Source organism: Pseudomonas sp. 3MA1 (genome assembly GCF_029237275.1).
Lineage (GTDB): Bacteria > Pseudomonadota > Gammaproteobacteria > Pseudomonadales > Pseudomonadaceae > Aquipseudomonas > Aquipseudomonas fluorescens_AP.
On sequence record NZ_JAACFX010000003.1, the window covers coordinates 198,397 to 214,677 of the forward strand.

Here is a 16,281-nt window from a genome sequence, read left to right on the forward strand (position 1 = left end):
AGAGAGATTCATGGGGTCGAAGGCCAGCACTGCCACGGCTGCTCGCCGAGGCCCGCGAGCAATCGCGTCAGGTGGCGCAGCACTTCGGCCTGCTGCTCGCGCAGGTAGAAGTGCCCACCGGGAAAGGCCTGGAAATCGGTGACCTGGGCGCTGACTTCGGCCCAGGCATAGGCTTCGTCCTGGTCCACCTCGGTGTCCCGAGTGCCCAGGCACACGCTCAGGGGCAGGTCCAGGGCGCGACCGACGGCGCCGCGATAGCACTCGATCAGCCGGTAGTCATTGCGCAAGGCCGGCAGGTACAGCTCGCGCAGGGTCGGGTCGTCCAGCAGCGACGGCGCACCGTCGGCCAGACGCCGCACATCCGCCAGCAACGCCTCGTCCGAGCCCAGGTGCAGCTCGCTGTGGCGCTGGCGATGGGGCGCCGGATGCGCGGACACGATCAGCCGCTGCGGCGCCGAGCCCTGTTGCTGCAGGCGCGCCGCCACCTCATAGGCCAGGGCCGCGCCCAGGCTGTGGCCGAACAGCACCAGGGGCAGGTCCACCAGGTCCGACAGGGCCCGGGTGATGGTGCCGGCCATCCACTCCAGGCTGCCGGGCCAGCTTTCGCTGAGGCGCTCCTCGCGCCCCGGGTACTGCACGCTGATCAGCTCGATATCCGTCGGCAACAGGTGGCGCCAGTCATTGAAGAAGCTCGCGCTGCCCCCGGCATGGGGCAGGCACACCAGCCGGCAACGCGGTGGTTGTGGCTGCGGATAACGCCGCAGCCAGGCACTGGGAGCCTTTCTCACAGCACGCCCTCCTCGGCCAGGGCCACGCCGGCGAAATCGGGCAACTGCACCCGAGTATCCGGCAGCCAGCGCTGCAGCTGTTCCAGGCAGGCCGCCGGGTCCAGCACCTGGGCGGCGTAGTGCAGCCCCTCGGGCAGGTGCGCCCAGTGCAGGGCGCAGAAAGCCGCGACGCTGCCGGTCAGGCGTGAACCGTCCACCGCCCGCAGCCAGGCACTGGCCTGCTGCTCACGCCCATCGCGCAAGCCGTCGATTTCCACCGCGAGCAACTGATAGGGCCGGCGCCCGGCCACGTCCAGGGCGCTGGCCTGCACCAGCGCAGCGATGTTTTGCGCGCTACTGCGCGCCTCCGGCGCCGAGCCCTGGACACGTTGCAGCGCCGCCGCCAATTGAGCGCCCTCGAACAGGTTGAAACCCTGCCCCTGGCGCACCGCTACATCAGCGAACAGACGCTGCTGCTCGGTGCTCAGGTACGGATAGGCCTGCACCCCGGCCGCTGGCAGCCAGTCGCGTTGCAATGCCTGTCCGGCACTTGCCGTGCTGCGCACCACCCGCCCTTCGCACCAGCCGCACTGGGCCTGGCCGAAGCCATTGCCCAGGCTCAGCAGAAAGTCCTCGGCGGCGGTGGCCGACAAACGCCCCAGCCCACCGGCATAACAACGCATCGCATCGACCCGCTGGAAGGTCTGCGCCAGCAACCGCGGAAACAGCCCCGACAGCCCCGGCAGCATACCCGCCGACAACAGCACCCGGCGCCCTTCGGGCACCTGCCCGGCCAGACGCTCGTGCAACGGATCGTCGCCGCCCACATCCAGGTAGTCGGCCCCCGCGGCCAGCGCGGCCCGGGCCACCCGATCGAGGATCCGGTAGCTGGGCCCGGCGCAGTTGATCACCAGCGCGCAACCGGCGCAGAAATCCGCCAGGCTCTGGGGCTGCCACAGGTCGAGGACGCGCACCTCGGCGCGCGCCCCCACCTGCTGGTTCAGTTGCTCGGCGCGCTGCCGATCGCGCCCGCCCAGGCGCAGCGCTACCTGGCCGGCCAGCAGCTGCGCCACTTGCCGGCCGACGCTGCCATAAGCCCCGACCAAGCCAATCACCGCCCCCTTCATGCCGCCACCTCGGAGACCGCCGCGAAGGCCCGGGCCACGGCTTGCACCTGGGGCTGCTGCATGCAGCTGAAGTGATCCCCGGGCACATCCACCACCCGCAGCTCACCCAGGCACAGGGCCTGCCAATAGGCGCTCATATCGCGGTGCATGCCCGGCAGCACCTGCACTTCGCCACTCTGGCGAATAAACAGCAGGTCGCCCTGGTACGGCGTGGCCTCGTGCAGGGCCACCGCCGCCAGGCTGTGGCGCAGCACCCGTAACTGCTCGCCCAGCCAATGCAGGTCGCTCAGTGGCGAACCGGCGTGGCGCATGGCCTCGGCAATCGCCTGCAGGCGCTGCTCCGGAGTCTTCTCTGCCAGGCGCCGCAGGCAGGCCAGGGCCGGGGCGCACTGGGCATCCTCGCTCAAGGCCAGCAGCGAACCCTGGGGCACCCGCCCCGGGGTCTGCGCCAGCACCCGGGCGATGCTGCGTTCCATGGCCTGTTCATCCTCGGGGTAACCCAGGGCCAGCGGGTCGGCCTGCATCACCCGGGCGAACACGTACTCGGCCAACAGATCGTCCTCGATCATGAACGGCACCCGGTAGCTGCTGATCACGCTCAGTTGCAGCACCTCGATCGAGCGCGCCGCCAGGCACGCCGCCAGCTCGGTGGCCAGCAGCCCGCCCAGGCAGTAGCCGACGATGCTCACCTGGCGCCGGCCTTCGGCCTGCAGGGTGTCGGCATAGCGCTCGGCCAGTTGGCGAATCGCCGTGGCCGGCTCCAGGGCCAGATAGCCCGGCACATCGTTGAGCACCAGCCCTTCCAGGGGCACGTCCTCCCCCAGGGCGGCGAACAAGGCGCGGTACGGCGCCAGGGTGCCGCTGCCGTCATGGACGAAGATCCGCGTCGGGCCCTGGGCCGTGTCGCTGATGCGCACCAGCGGCGACTCGCTTTCCACGCCCTGCCCGCGCAGGTAGTCGGCCAGGGCCGCCACCGTTGGCTGGTTGATCAGCTGGCGCAGCAGGTCGCTCCAGGGCACCGGCCGGGCCTGGGGCAAGGCTTCGCGCAGGCGCCCCACCACTTGCGCCACCAGCAGCGAGTCGCCGCCCAGCTCGAAGAAGCCCTGGTCACGACCCACCGCCGGCACCCGCAACAGGCTCTGCCAGACCTCGGCGATGCTGCGCTCCAGGTCGTCCTGCGGCGCGGCGCCGCTGCTGGCCTGCTGTTCGGGGCCGGCCACGCCGATCCGCGCCAGGGCCTGGCGATCGACCTTGCCATTGGCGGTCAGGGGCATGTCGTCCAGCACCTGCCAGTCCGCCGGGATCATGTAGTCCGGAAGGCGCTGGGCCAGGTGGGCGCGCAGGGCCTCGGGCTCCAGGGTCTGGCGCTGGCTCTTGAAGCGGGTGATGAACAGGTGCTGGCCGATCTGCGACATGGCGTCGTCGGCCTCGGGCAGGCACAGCGGGCTCTCGCCCCCGGCCTCCAGCAGCAACTGCTGCCACTGCTCGCGACGGATGAAGGTGGTGTCCTGCTCGGCGCGGAAATCCTCGAAGGCGGTCAGGCCCTCCTTGAACTCCATGGACGCCATGATCTGGTAAGTGTCGCGAGTGGCCTCGATGAAGATCAGCCAGCCACCCGGGGCCAGCATCTCCCGCAGCCGCGCCAGCACCCGGCTGGCATGCCGCGCGTTGTGCAGCACGTTGGCGCAGAGGATCAGGTCCAGGGAGTTGGCGGCCACGCCCTGGGCCCAGTGGTCCTGGTTGAGGTCGAACAGGCCGTAGCTGACCCAGGGGTAAGCAGCGAAATGCTCCCGCGCCTCATTGAGGAAGAACTGCGACAGGTCGGTGAACTGGTAGTCCACCGGCAGGCCGTCCAGGGCCGGGATCAGGTCGGCGCTGGTGCCACCGACCCCGGCGCCGATTTCCAGCAGGCGCAGGCGCTGGCCGGCCGGGCGCTGGCGGATGATTTCCTGCACCGCGGCGCACACTGCCTGGTTCAGATACTGGCTGATCAGGTTCTTGCGGTAGGCGCCCTCGGCGGTGTCGGTGCGCCCCTGGGGGAACAGCAGGTGCAGCGGGTCCAGTTGGTCGCTCATCAGCGCCGGCAGTTGCTCCTGGCTTTCGCGCAGGTAGCGCAGCACCTCGGCGCCCCAGCCCACCGACGGTTCCAGGGCATCGATGCGCTGCCATTGCCGGCGGTATTCCTCGGCCGACACCTGCAAGCCCGAATACCGCCCGGTGTGCAGGTCCCGGTGCACCAGGCCTTCGCGGGCCAGGGCCTGCAACCAGCGGCGGATCAGGCGCTGATTGCGCGGCGCCACTTCGCAGCGCGCCACAATCTCCTCCAGCGCATGGCTCTGCCCCGCGCCCTCGAACAGCCCCGGACGCTGCAGGGCCAGGCCCATGGACAGCAGCGCGGCACGCTCGACACAAGCCGACATTTCACTGACCAGGGCATCGCTCAAGCCACCGCGCACGGCCTGGGCCGCCGCCTCGGTACGCGCCTGCAACTGCGCCGGCCAGGCCAGGGGCATATCCCGCAGGCTGGCCGTCAGGCAGGCTTGCAGGCGCCGGTCGAAAGCGCCCTCGCCCGCCGCCACCACCACCGCCGACTCGACATGCGGATGGCTGAGCAAGGCGCTCTCCACTTCCGCCAGTTCAATGCGGTGGCCACGCACCTTGACCTGGAAGTCCTCGCGGCCGAGGAATTCGATCAGGCCGTCTTCCAGGTAGCGCCCCAGGTCGCCGGTGCGGTACAGGCGCTCGCCGCTGCGTGGATGCTCGACAAAGCGCTCGGCGGTCTTCTCGGCGTCCCCCAGGTAACCCAGGGCCAGGCCGCTGCCAGCGATGTACAGCTCGCCAGCCACCCCTTGCGGGCGGTCGCGGCCCTGCTCGTCGAGGATCATGAAGCGCTGGTTGGCCAGCGGCCGGCCGTAGGGAATGCTGCGCCACTGCGGGTCGACCTGGGTGATCGGGTAGTAGATCGACCAGATCGCCGCTTCGGTGGCGCCCCCCAGGCTGATCAGGCGCAGCCGGGGCAGCAGCTGGGCGGCCTCCGCCGGCAGGTTCAGGGCAATCCAGTCCCCCGACAGCAACGCCAGGCGCAGGGAACCCGGGGCCATGGCCGGCAGCGCCTGCAGGTAATGAGTGAGCATCTGCAATTGCGCCGGCACCGAGTTCCACAGGGTCACCCCGTGTTCCCGGGCGCACTCGGCCCAGTGCGAAGGGTCGGCGCGGCGTTGCGGGTCCGGCAGCACCAGGGCGCCGCCCACCGCCAGCAGGCCGAAGATGTCATACACCGACAGGTCGAAGCCCAGGCTGGCCAGGGCCAGCACCCGGTCATCGGCGTCGATGGCAAAGCGCTGGTTGATGTCGACGATGGTATTGAGCGCCGCCTGATGGCTGATCATCACGCCCTTGGGCACCCCGGTGGAGCCGGAGGTGTAGATCACGTAGGCCAGTTGCTGCGGGTCCACGGCCACGCTGGGCACGGGCCGCTGCGGCAGCCGCGGGCCCTGGTCGACCTGGATCACCTGGGTCACCCGCGACGGCCAGCACAGCTCATCGCTCAGCCAGGACTGGCTGAGCACCCGGCCGACCTCGGCGTTGTCCAGGATCAGCTGGCGCCGGGCTTCGGGCTGGTTGGTGTCCAGCGGCAGGTAGGCGGCCCCGGCGCGCAGAATGCCGAGCACCGCGATCACCTGTTCCAGGCCCTTGTGCATGCACACCGCGACCCGCTCCCCGGGCTGGCAACCAGCATCGAGCAGGGCCTCGGCCACGGCTTCGGCGCGCCCGGCCAATTCGCCGTAGCTGATCTGCGCGGCGCCCTGGATCAACGCCACGCGCTGCGGCGCGGCGGCCGCCTGATGCCAGAACGGCTCGTGCAGCAGCCCCTCGGGCAACGGCGCGGCGCTCTGGTTCACCAGCTCGCGTTGCAGGCGCTGCGCCGCCGGCAGTTCCAGGCAATCGTCCAGGGTCCAGGCCGAGGGTTCCCGGGCCAGGCGCTTGAGCAAGCGTTCGAAGGTGTCGAACAGCGCATCCAGCAGGGTTGGGCTGAACACCCCTTCGCGGATGTCCCAGTTGATCGCCAGGCCCTCGTCACGCTCGCTGACCTGGCAATCGATCAGCACCTGGGGCGTCTGGCTGATGCCGAACACCAGCTCGGCGCCGGGCATGAAGGCCCCGCCGCCGCTCTCGCCACCCGCCCCCAGGGTGCTGGTGAAGGCATAGGGCATCAGCGCCGCGTCCTGGCCCTTGCGCCGCGCCAGCTCGCGCAGCACTTCGATGCCCGAACACAGGCGATGGTCCATGTCCTGCCACAGGCGCTCCTGCAACTGCTGGCTGCGCTGGCCGAAACTGCCGCCTTGCAGGGTCTGCACTTCCAGCAGTTCCACCGAGCTGAAGTCGCCCACCAGGCGGTCGACCTGGGGGTGCAGCGACAGGCGATTGAGCAGGGTCAGGCTCAGGCAGAAATGCCCGCGCCGACTCCAGCGCCCGAGGGTTTCGGCATAGGCCGAGAGGATCGCCGCCGACACCCCCACCCCGGCCGCCGCCGCGTTCAGGCGCAGGGCGTTGCAGTCGCGGGCTTCCAGGCTCATGGCCCGGCGCTGGAAACGCGGCCCGCTGGGCGCCCCCAGCGTCGGCAGCTCCGGCGCTCCCGGCAGGCTGTCGACCCGCGCCCACCAGTAGTCGCGGTCGCGCTGGTAGCGCGGCTGCTCGCGCAGGCGGCGCTCACCCAGCACATAGTCGCGAAAGCTGATCGGCGCCGGCGCCGGCAGGCGCTCGCCACGGTACAGCTGCTGCAGTTCGGCCAGCAGCATGCGCACGCTCTGGTAGTCACACACCAGCAGGTCCACCGACAGGTGCAGGCGCGAGGTGTCGCGGCCCTGGCTCACGCACAGCTCGATCAACGGCCATTGCTGGGGCGCCGCGCGGCGCAGCTCCATGCGTTCGCGCAGGGCCTGCAAGGCGCTGCCGTCGTCCTGGCGCAGGTCGTGACGGGCGATGCGGTAGTGCGGCACCTGGGGCAGGATGCGCTGGTAGCCCTCCTCCAGCACCACCGCGCGCAGCATCTCGTGGCGCGCGATCAACTGGTTCCAGGCCTGCTCCAGGCGCGCCGGGTCGAGATCCTGCTGGGCGAACTCCAGGTAGCCGTGGCAGGCCACACCGCCGTAGCTGAAGGCCGTGGTGCGGCCCAGCAGGTAGGCGGCCTGCACATCGGTCAGCGGGAAGGGTTCTTCGCGGGCCGAATGGTCGGCCTCGAGGATTGGCAGCTGCGCCGCCTGCAGCTGTTGCAGCAACGCCTCCTTGTGCTCGCGCAACTGTTGCAGGCGCGCCTCGTCCATGACCCCGGCCGGGGCCCGATAGCGCAGGCGGCCCTGTTCTTCCCAGAGCTCCACGCCCAGTTGTTGCAGGTCCTGTTGCAGTTGTTGCAGCGTCATAACACGCCCTCCACCATTGCGTTCTGATTGACGGGCCGCTGTTCCCGGCGCGAGGCGAGCAACTGCCCCTGCTGGGCCACGGTGGCCGCGTTGAAAAAATCCTTGAGCGACAGTTCCAGCTGGAATTGCCGGGCAATGCGCTCGATCAAGCGGGCCGCCAGCAGGCTGTTGCCACCCAGGGCGAAAAAGCCCTGGTGCCGGCCCACCTGCGGCACGTGCAGCAGCTCCTGCCACAACGCGGCCAGGGCCTCTTCCCATTCCCCTTGCGGCGGCTCGGCACTCTGCGGCTGGATGCCCCGGCGCTGCTCCTGCAGCAGCCACAGCAGCGCCGCGCGATCGACCTTGCCGTTACTGCTCAGCGGCAGCTCGGGCAGGTTCAGCCAGGTGTCCGGGAGCATGTGTTCGGGCAGCCATTGCCCCAGCCACTGGCGCAGGGCCTGGGGTTCGGGCAGCGGCTCCCGGGCCAGCAGCACCGCCGCCAGCTGCGGCTCGCTGCCGGGCAGTACCAGGCTCAGCGCGCGGTCGATGGCCGGGTGGCGCTCCAGGGCCAGGTCGATTTCCGCCAGCTCGATGCGAAAGCCACGGACCTTGACCTGATGGTCCAGGCGCCCGAGGAACTCCAGGCTGGCGTCGGCCCAGTAGCGGCCCTGATCGCCGGTGCGGTACCAGCGCCGCCCCTCATGCTCGACAAAGCGCTGGGCGCTGAGGGTTGGCAGGCCGCGATAGCCGGCGGCCACCCCGGCGCCGCCGATCCACAGCTCGCCGGGCACCCAGTCCGGGCAGTCCCGGCCCTGGCTGTCCACCACCCGGAAGCACTGGTTGTCCAAGGGCCGGCCGTAGGGGATCGAACGCCAATGCGCGGGCACCTGCGCCACCTCCTGATAGTTGGACCAGATCGCCGCCTCGGTGGCGCCGCCCAGGGCCACGAACCGCACGCGGCGGCCCGCCGCTTGCTCCAGGCGCCGTGGCAGGTCGAGGCCGACCCAGTCGCCGGAAACCATGGCCAGGCGCAAGGCGCCCAGGCCGCCGTCGTCGCGCACTTGCAGGGTCAGCATGTCCAGCAGCGCCGGCACCGAGTTCCACATGCTCACCTGCTGCTCGCGGATCAGCCGCAGCCATTCCCGGGGCTCCTTGCGCAGGCCGTCCGCGGGCAAGACCAGGGCGCCACCGACACTCAGCGGGCCGAACAGGTCGTACACCGACAGGTCGAAATCCAGGGCCGAGACGCCCAACACCCGGTCCTCGGCGCCGACCTGATAGCGCCGGTTGATCGCGGCGACGGTGTTCATCGCCGCCTGATGGCACAGCTCGACGCCCTTGGGTTCGCCGGTGGTGCCCGAGGTGAAGATCACGTACGCCAGGGCGTCCGCCGCGATCTCCAGGGGTTGCTCCAGCGCCGGTGCGAGCAGCGCTTGGGCCAGGGTCACCACCCGCAGTTCGGCGAGCCAGATGCCGCCCTCGCGGTGGGCCTGATCGGTGATCACCAGCCGCGCCCCGGCGCGCTGGTAGATCATGTCGCGGCGCGCCGGCGGCTGCTCGATGCCCACTGGCACATACACCGCCCCGGCGGCCAGGATCCCCAGCACCGCGATCACCTGCTCGCGGCCCTTGGGCAAGGTGATCGCCACCGCGTCACCCGGCTGCACGTCCCACTCGCGCAAGGCCCCGGCCAGTTGCAGGGCCTGCCGGGCCAGCTCGGCGTAGCTCAGGCGGCCCTGCTCGCCGATCAGCGCCACGGCCTCGGGGTTCAGGCGCGCCTGCTGGAAAAAGCCCTGGTGCAACAGCTGCGCCGGGGTCGGGTGAGCGGTGGCATTGGCCTGCTGGCGCCGCTGTTGTTGCGCCGCCGGCAGCGGCAAGGGCGCCACCTGCTGCCAGTCGTTGGCGCACAGCCACGACAGCAGGGCGCGGTAGGCGTCGAACATCTCGTCCAGCAGGCCTTCGGGGAACAGCGCGTCCACCGCGTCCCAGTTCAGCAGCAGGCCGTCGGCCAGCGGGTAGCTCTGGTGGTCGAGCCAGACCTGGGGCGTCTGCGACAGCGCCCAGCCCGGTTCGCCCAGCTGTTCGCGGCAGGTGGCGTCGACAAAGGCCGGGCCCAGGTTGCAGGCGAACACCACCGGCGCGCCCTGGCCGCCGCCCTGGCGCAGCCGCGCCCGCTCACGCAGCACCTCGACCCCGGGCCAGGCGCTGTGGGCGATGTCGCGGTGCAATTGAGCCTGCAACGCCAGGGCCTGCTGGCTGAAGGGCGCGGGCTGGCGCTGGTCGACTTCCAGCAGCACCAGGTTGGAAAAGTCCGCCAGCAGATCAGGCACACACGGGTGCAATTCCTGGCGATTGAACAGCGGCACGTTGAGCAGGAAATGCTGGCTGGCGCTCCAGCGTCCCAGCACCTGGGCATAGGCGCAGGCGAGCACGCTGGCCAGGGTCAGGCCGTGTTGCCGGGCGCGCTGCTCCAGGGCGTGCAACTGGCCCTGGTCCAGACGCATGGCCAGGCGGCGAAAACGCGGAGTGCCAAGCTGCTGTGGCTCCTGGGCCAGGGGCAGTTGCGGGCCATCCGGCAGATCGTCCAGACGCTCCAGCCAATAGTCCCGGGCCGCCGCCAGCAGTGGCGCGCGCGCCGCCTGTTCGGCCCGCAGGTAGTCGGCGAAATTCCACTCCAGGGCCGGTAGGCTGTGCTCCTGGCCGGCATGGATCAGCGCCAGGTCGCGCAACAGGATGCCGATGCTGAGCACGTCGGCCACCAGCAGGTCGATGCTCAGGTGCAGGCGGCTACGGCCTTCGGGCAGCAGGCTCAACTGCACGTCGAACACCTGCCCGCGGCTGACTTCCAGGCACCGGTGCGAAAGAGTTTCGCGGATCTGCTCCAGGGCCTCGGCGGCGCCGACGCAGGAGGCCTGACGCAGGTCGTGGACGGTCAACCCGGGCCAGGGGCTCTGGGGCAGGATGCGCTGGCAGCTGTCGCTGATAAAGCACGCCCGCAGCATCGGATGGCGCTGGCACAGGCGGTGCACGGCCTGCTCCAGGCGCTGCGGCTCCAGGCCGTGGCCGTCCAGCTCCTGGTACAGGTGGCAGCCGACGCCGCCCAGGGGCAGGCCCGGATCGCGGCCGAACCAGTAGGCCTGCTGCAGCGGGGTCAGGGCGAAATCGCTGTTGCCAGGGGCGCTGGCCACGGCCTGCAAGCGCGGCGTTGCGAGGCCACGGCGGGCCTCGATCAGCGCCCACCAGGCGGTCAGGGTCGGCTGCTGGATCAGCTCGGCAAAGCTCAGGGCCACGCCTTCGGCGGCCAGCAGCGCCGGCAGGCGCATGATGCTCACCGAGTCGAGGCCCTGCTCGATCAGCGACGCATCCGCTTCAAGGTCCCCAGGCTCGTAGCCGAGTAAGCGGGCGATGCCTGCACAGAGCCCTTGGGGTGAATGACTCAGGCCGGCGTGCGCTGGATGAGCGCGTGCCAGTGCTGGGTGATCAGTCATGGTGGACGGTCCTTTGGGGTACGGAAGAAGGTGTGCGCAAGCGCCAGCGATTGATCGCCTCGCGCTCGTGAAACAACTGGCGATAACGGCCCGGGGCCGCCATCAGTTGGTCATGGCTGCCGTGCTGGGCCAGGCGGCCCTGGTCCAGCAGGAGGATCTGCCCGGCACTCGGGGCCAGGGTCGGCTTGTGGGTCACCAGCAGCACCGTGTGCTTGCGCGCCAGTTGCAGCAGGCAGCGGTTGACCCGGGCCTCGCTGATGGCATCCAGGGCCGCGGTGGGTTCGTCCAGCAGGATCAGGCTGGCGTCCTTGAGCAGCACCCGGGCCAGGGCCAGGCACTGGCGCTCGCCCCCCGACAGGCTGACCCCGCCCTCGCCGACCCGGGTCTGCCAGCCCTGGGGCAGGCGCCCGGCGACGCGGTCCAGGCCGGTGGTACGGGCGGCTTCCATCAGTTGGCCGTCGCTGGCCTCGGGGCGGCCCAGGCGCAGGTTGTCCAGCAGGCTCGCGGCCAGCGGCGGGCAGTCCTGGAACATCAGGGCGATCGAGCGATCACGTTGTTCGGCCGACACCTGGCGCAGGTCGACGCCACCAAGCAGGATGGCGCCGCTGCTGACATCGCTGAACCGCGCCAGCAGGCGCAGCAGGCTCGACTTGCCGGAGCCGGAAGCCCCCACCAGCAGGTTCAGTGACGCCGGCGGCAGGTCGAAGCTGATGCCCTGCAGAATCACCTGTTCCTGGCGCACCAGCCCCAGGTCGCGCACCTGTACCTGTTGCCCCTGGGGCTCCCGGGGCTGGCTCGGCTCCGCCAGTGCCGGCAGGCGCAGCAGATGGCGCAGGCGGTTCAGGCCGTGGCGGGTCTGGCGCAAGGTGGTGCCGAGGTTGACCAGCGTGCCCATGGGCTCCACCAGGCAGGTGGCGAGCACCGCCAGCGCCAGGTATTGGGCGGCGCCGAGGCTGGCCCCGAGCACCGCATACAGGCCGCACAAAAGCACCGCGGTGTAGCCGGCCTGGAGCGCCACCGCCAGCCCCAGGGCCGCCGGAAAGGTCCGCCAGTGCGCCCGGCGCTGGGCCCGGCGCTGTTGCTGCAAGGCTTCGCTGAGCAGGCTGAACCCCTCGCCGCTGCGGCCACTGGCCCGCAGCAGCGGCTGCTGGCGCAGGAACTCCAGGACCCGCGCCGCCGCCTCGTTGGCCGCCGCCTCGCTGCGGCTTTCGGCCTGGCCGCCCCAACGCACGCCCCAGTGGTAGAACACCAGCAGCAGCGGCACGCTGGCCAGCGCCGCCAGGGCCATGGAACGGTCATAGAAGAACAGCGCCACAAGCAGCGCCAGGGGCGTCAGCACGGCGTTGGCCATGGGCTGCAGCAAGTGCGCCGGGGCGCTCATGATCTGCAGCACGGTGTGGGTCACCAGCCGGTTGAGCTCGGCGCTGCGGCGCTCGACGAACCACTCCAGGGGCAGGCGCGCCAGTTGCTCGCCGATGCCCAGGTTCAACGACTGCGCCGCCGCGGCGCCAGCGCGATAACCCGCGAGCTGGGCATGCCGGCGCAGCCCCAGGCACAGCCCCGCCAGCAGCGCGAAGATCGCCGCCCACTGCCACGGCCCGTGCCCCGCGGCGGCCTCGAACAGGCTGGCGAACGCCATCGGCAACAAGGCCAGCGCCACGCCCTGGGCCAGGGCACTGGCGGCCATGGCCAGCAAGGCCCGGCGCAGCAGGCGCGCTTCGGCCGGCTGCAAACTGCGTAACAGGGCGCCGATCATGCCTGGCCCTCCACGGTTTGCCCGGCGCAGAACTGCTGCGCCGCCCACAGCCCGGCATACACCCCTTGCTGCTCCAGCAGGCGCTGGTGCTGGCCGCATTCCACCAGTTGCCCGCCTTGCAGCACGGCGATCTGGTCAGCGTCCTGGATGCTGCTCAGGCGATGGGCGATCACCAGCACCGTGCGCCCCGCCGCCAACTGCGACAGGGCCTGCTGGATCGCCGCCTCGGACTCCGGGTCGCTGGCGGCGGTGGCCTCGTCCAGCACCAGGATCGGCGCCTGGCTGAGCATCGCCCGGGCAATGCCCAGGCGCTGCACTTCACCACCGGACAGTTGCACGCCGCTGCCCAGCTGGCTGTGATAACCCTCGGGCAAGGCGGCGATGCGGCTGTGGATCTGCGCCGCCCGGGCCGCCTCCTCGACTTCGGCCAGACTGGCCTCGGGGCGCCCCAGGCGCAGGTTGTCGAGAACGCTGGCGCGCAACAGGCGCACCTCCTGGAAGACAAAGGCCACTTGCCGATACAGGGTCGCGCTGTCCATGTCCCGCAGGTCGACGCCGCCGATGCGGATGGCCCCGGCGCTGACATCGGCAAAGCGCGCGAGCAAGGTCGCCAGGGTCGATTTGCCAGCCCCCGAATCCCCCACCAGGGCGGTCAGGGTGCCCGGTTGCAGGCACAGGTCGATGCCCCGCAGCACCTGGGTGCCGTCGGGGTAGCTGAAAGACACTTCGTCAAAGATCACCTGATGCCCCTCGGGCTCCCGGGACAACGCCGGCTGCGCCAGCACCGGGGTGTCCAGCAGCGCGCTGATGCGCTGCGCTGCCGCCCGGCCCTGGACCAGGGAATCGGCGCCATGCCCCAGGGCCGCCACTGGCGCCGCCAGGGCCGGACCGAGCAACGCGAACGGCAGCAACTGCACCGGCTGCAACCCGCCCACCGCCGTCAGCGGCACCCCGGCCACCAGCACCAGGGCCAGCACCAGCAAGGGCGAGAGCAGCACCTCGACACTCGCCCCCAGGCCCGCCCAGCGCTCCACCCACTGGCAGAAAAAACGCCCGAAACCCTGCACCGCGCGGACGAAGTCCGCCTGCACCCGCTCCGCGCGGCCGAAGGACTTGACCATGGCGATGCTCTGCACAAAGTTCAGGGTCGCCGTCGACAACTCGCCCAGGGCCGCCCCCAGGCGCTGACGCTCGGCCTGATAGGCCGGGGTGCGCATCACCCGCAGGCGCCACAGCGCCAGCAATGGTGGCAGCAGCACCACCAGGGTCATGGGCAGGCTCACCGTCAGCAGGTAGGCCAGGCTGGCCAGGGGCACTACCAGCGCCGCCACCAGGTTGTTGGGCAAGTGCGCCACCAACTGGTGCAAAGCGCCGACATCATCGAGCAAGGCACGCTCGGCGGTCTGCCGCTGCTGGCCGAACCAGGCCAGGGGCACCCGTGCCAGGTGCGCGGCGATGCGCTGGCGCAGCTGGCGTTGCAGGTCACTGTCGGCCAGGTGGGTGATCTGCAATGCCGCCGCCAGCCCCAGCAGGCGCAGGAGCAAGGCGGCGGCGCCGGCCAGCAGCCAGAACTGCGCACGCGGCGCATCCAGCTCGCCGGCCAGCAGCCGCGGCGCCAGTTCGGCCACGGCAATCAATGGCAACAGCCCCACCAGCGCCGCCAGGGCCTGCAACAGCATGGCCGCCAGCAGGCGCCCACGCACCGGCTGCAGCAGGTCGCACAGTCCTTGCCGGTCAGCCACGGGCGTCACTTCCTTGCCGGGCCTGGGCGCCGAAGTACAGAGCCTGGATCGCCTCGCGCAGGTGCTTGCGGCTGACCTTGCCGACCCCGGTCTGGGGGAAGGCCGGGATGAACTCGAAGCGGTCCGGCAGCTTGAACGCCGCCAGGCCCTGGGCCCGCAGGTGGCGCAGCAGTTCCGGGGCCCGGGGCGCGGCGCCACGTGGAATGACGAAGGCGCAGGTGCGCTCGCCGAGGAAGGCGTCGGGCATCGCCACCAGGGCGATGTCGGCCACCGCCGGGTGGCTGAGCAGCAGGTTTTCCACCTCTTCGGCGGCGATCTTTTCGCCGCCGCGGTTGATCAGGTCCTTGTCCCGCCCTTCCACCATCAGGTAGCCGTCGGCGCTGAGCATGACCCGGTCGCCGGTGCGGTAGAAACCATCGGCGGTGAAGGCCTGGGCGTTGTGCTCGGGGTAACGGTAGTAACCGCGAATGGTGTAGGGGCCACGGGTCAGCAACTGCCCGACCTGCCCCACCGGCACCGGCCGGTCGTGCTCGTCCACCACGCGGATTTCATCCGCCGGCGACAGCGGCCGGCCCTGGGTGTGCAGCACCCGTTGCGGCGGGTCCTCGGGGTCGGTGTAGCAGATCAGCCCTTCGGCCATGCCGAACACCTGCTGCAGGCGGCAGCCGAGCACCGGCTCGATGCGCCTTGCGGCCTCATAGCTGAGCTTGGCCCCGCCCACTTGCAGCAGTTGCAACGGCGCCAGGCCACGCCCGCGGGCCTGGGCCGCTTCCAGCCAGACCAGGGCCAGGGGCGGCACCAGGGCGGTGTGGGTCACGGCTTCGCGCTCGATCAGTTCGAAGCAAACTTGCGGGCTCGGCGAGGGGCTCAGCACCACCCGGCCGCCCACCGCAAAGGTGCCGATGAACCCCGGGCAGCACATGGGAAAGTTGTGCGCCATGGGCAGCGCCACCAGGTACACGCAGGCCTCGGACAGGCCGCAGCGCTCGGCGCTGGCCCGCAGGTTGTAAAGGTACTCGTGGTGGCGGCGCGGGATCAGCTTGGGCACCCCGGTGGAACCGCCGGAAAGCTGGAAGCAGGCCACCGCGTCGGCACTGGGCGCGGCAAAGGCCTGCGAGGCGTTGGCGTCGTAGAGGCTGTCCAGGGCGGTGAACTCCTCGGCTGCGCCGGCGACTACCACCCACTCCAGCTGCGGGTTGCGCTCCTTGAGGTCGCGGGCCATGGCCCGATAGTCGAAGCTGGCGTCCCGGTCGGCGCAGAAGTAGGCGCGGGCCTGGGCGAACTCGCAGAAGCGGCCGATTTCCAGGTGCCGATGGGCCGGCAAGGCGAAGATCGGCCGCACCCCGAGGCGATACAGGGCAAAGCAGACTTCGACGAAGGCCGCGCTGTTGGGCAGTTGCAGCACCACGTTGTCGCCGGCCCGCAGCCCCAGCCGGCACAGGCCGGCGGCCAGTTGGTCGACCCGCAGGTCCAGTTGCCGGTAGCTCAGGCGCCGCTGGCCATCGGTCAGCGCCTCGCGCTCGCCGAAGGTCCGGGCCGCGCCCCGCAGCAGATCGCCAAAGGTTTCATCGCGCCAGTAACCGGCCTCGCGGTAAGCCTGGGCAAAAGCCTCGGGCCAAGCGGGGCAATCCTGCGAATCGTCGAAAGTGGACATGCTGTCTCCTGAGTTTTTTTTCGGCAAAAGGCCGCCCCGGGCCTGAAATGTCAGGCCCCTGGAATGAAGGGAAGATGAACCGTCAGCGCGGCGGAAAATACGGGCCGGTCGGCGCTCCTGCGGGGCGGCGGATGGCGGGGTCGTCCATGTTCAGCGGCTGCGCTTGCAAATGAGAGTGATTATTAACCGGTAATTTCCGAGGCCCGGCAATCGGCAGGACATTCGTTTGCGCGGCTTTTTCTTTTGATTGCGCGGCAAGCCCCGGCAGTACCGGGAGCAAAAGCTAAAGGATAATCATTCTTAATTACATGAAAGGATTTTCCTGATAGCGTATGGCCTCTTTTCCGG

General features: G+C 70.3%; 7 protein-coding genes. All 7 read right to left on the minus strand.

The features are described from left to right. Nucleotides 1–8: 8 nt before the first annotated feature. Genes GWQ44_RS09950 through GWQ44_RS09980 form a run of 7 tightly spaced genes read right to left on the minus strand, consistent with a single transcriptional unit; the run spans nucleotide 9 to nucleotide 15,933 of the window. Nucleotides 9–788 (minus strand): alpha/beta fold hydrolase, encoded by a 780-nt coding sequence (locus GWQ44_RS09950; RefSeq protein ID WP_275927191.1) that lies wholly within the window; start codon nucleotides 786–788, stop codon nucleotides 9–11. Further along, the gene (locus tag GWQ44_RS09955) at nucleotides 785–1,882 is read right to left on the minus strand and encodes a saccharopine dehydrogenase NADP-binding domain-containing protein (protein ID WP_275927192.1); all 1,098 of its coding nucleotides are present in this window, start codon (nucleotides 1,880–1,882) and stop codon (nucleotides 785–787) included. Before GWQ44_RS09955 ends, GWQ44_RS09950 begins: the two co-directional genes overlap by 4 nt. A gap of 8 nt (nucleotides 1,883–1,890) precedes the next feature. Next, on the minus strand, nucleotides 1,891–7,314 hold the full coding sequence (locus tag GWQ44_RS09960) for a non-ribosomal peptide synthetase (protein ID WP_275927193.1): 5,424 nt from the start codon (nucleotides 7,312–7,314) through the stop codon (nucleotides 1,891–1,893). After that, on the minus strand, nucleotides 7,311–10,781 hold the full coding sequence (locus GWQ44_RS09965; RefSeq protein WP_275927194.1) for an amino acid adenylation domain-containing protein: 3,471 nt from the start codon (nucleotides 10,779–10,781) through the stop codon (nucleotides 7,311–7,313). Before GWQ44_RS09965 ends, GWQ44_RS09960 begins: the two co-directional genes overlap by 4 nt. After that, nucleotides 10,774–12,537, minus strand: a complete 1,764-nt coding sequence (locus GWQ44_RS09970; protein ID WP_275927195.1) for an ABC transporter ATP-binding protein — start codon at nucleotides 12,535–12,537, stop codon at nucleotides 10,774–10,776. The genes GWQ44_RS09965 and GWQ44_RS09970 overlap by 8 nt, the downstream gene beginning before the upstream one ends. Further along, the gene (locus GWQ44_RS09975) at nucleotides 12,534–14,279 is read right to left on the minus strand and encodes an ABC transporter ATP-binding protein (protein WP_275927196.1); all 1,746 of its coding nucleotides are present in this window, start codon (nucleotides 14,277–14,279) and stop codon (nucleotides 12,534–12,536) included. Before GWQ44_RS09975 ends, GWQ44_RS09970 begins: the two co-directional genes overlap by 4 nt. After that, entirely contained in the window at nucleotides 14,272–15,933 is a 1,662-nt protein-coding gene (locus GWQ44_RS09980) for an AMP-binding protein (protein WP_275927197.1), read from the minus strand. The genes GWQ44_RS09975 and GWQ44_RS09980 overlap by 8 nt, the downstream gene beginning before the upstream one ends. Between the last annotated feature and the right edge of the window lie 348 nt (nucleotides 15,934–16,281).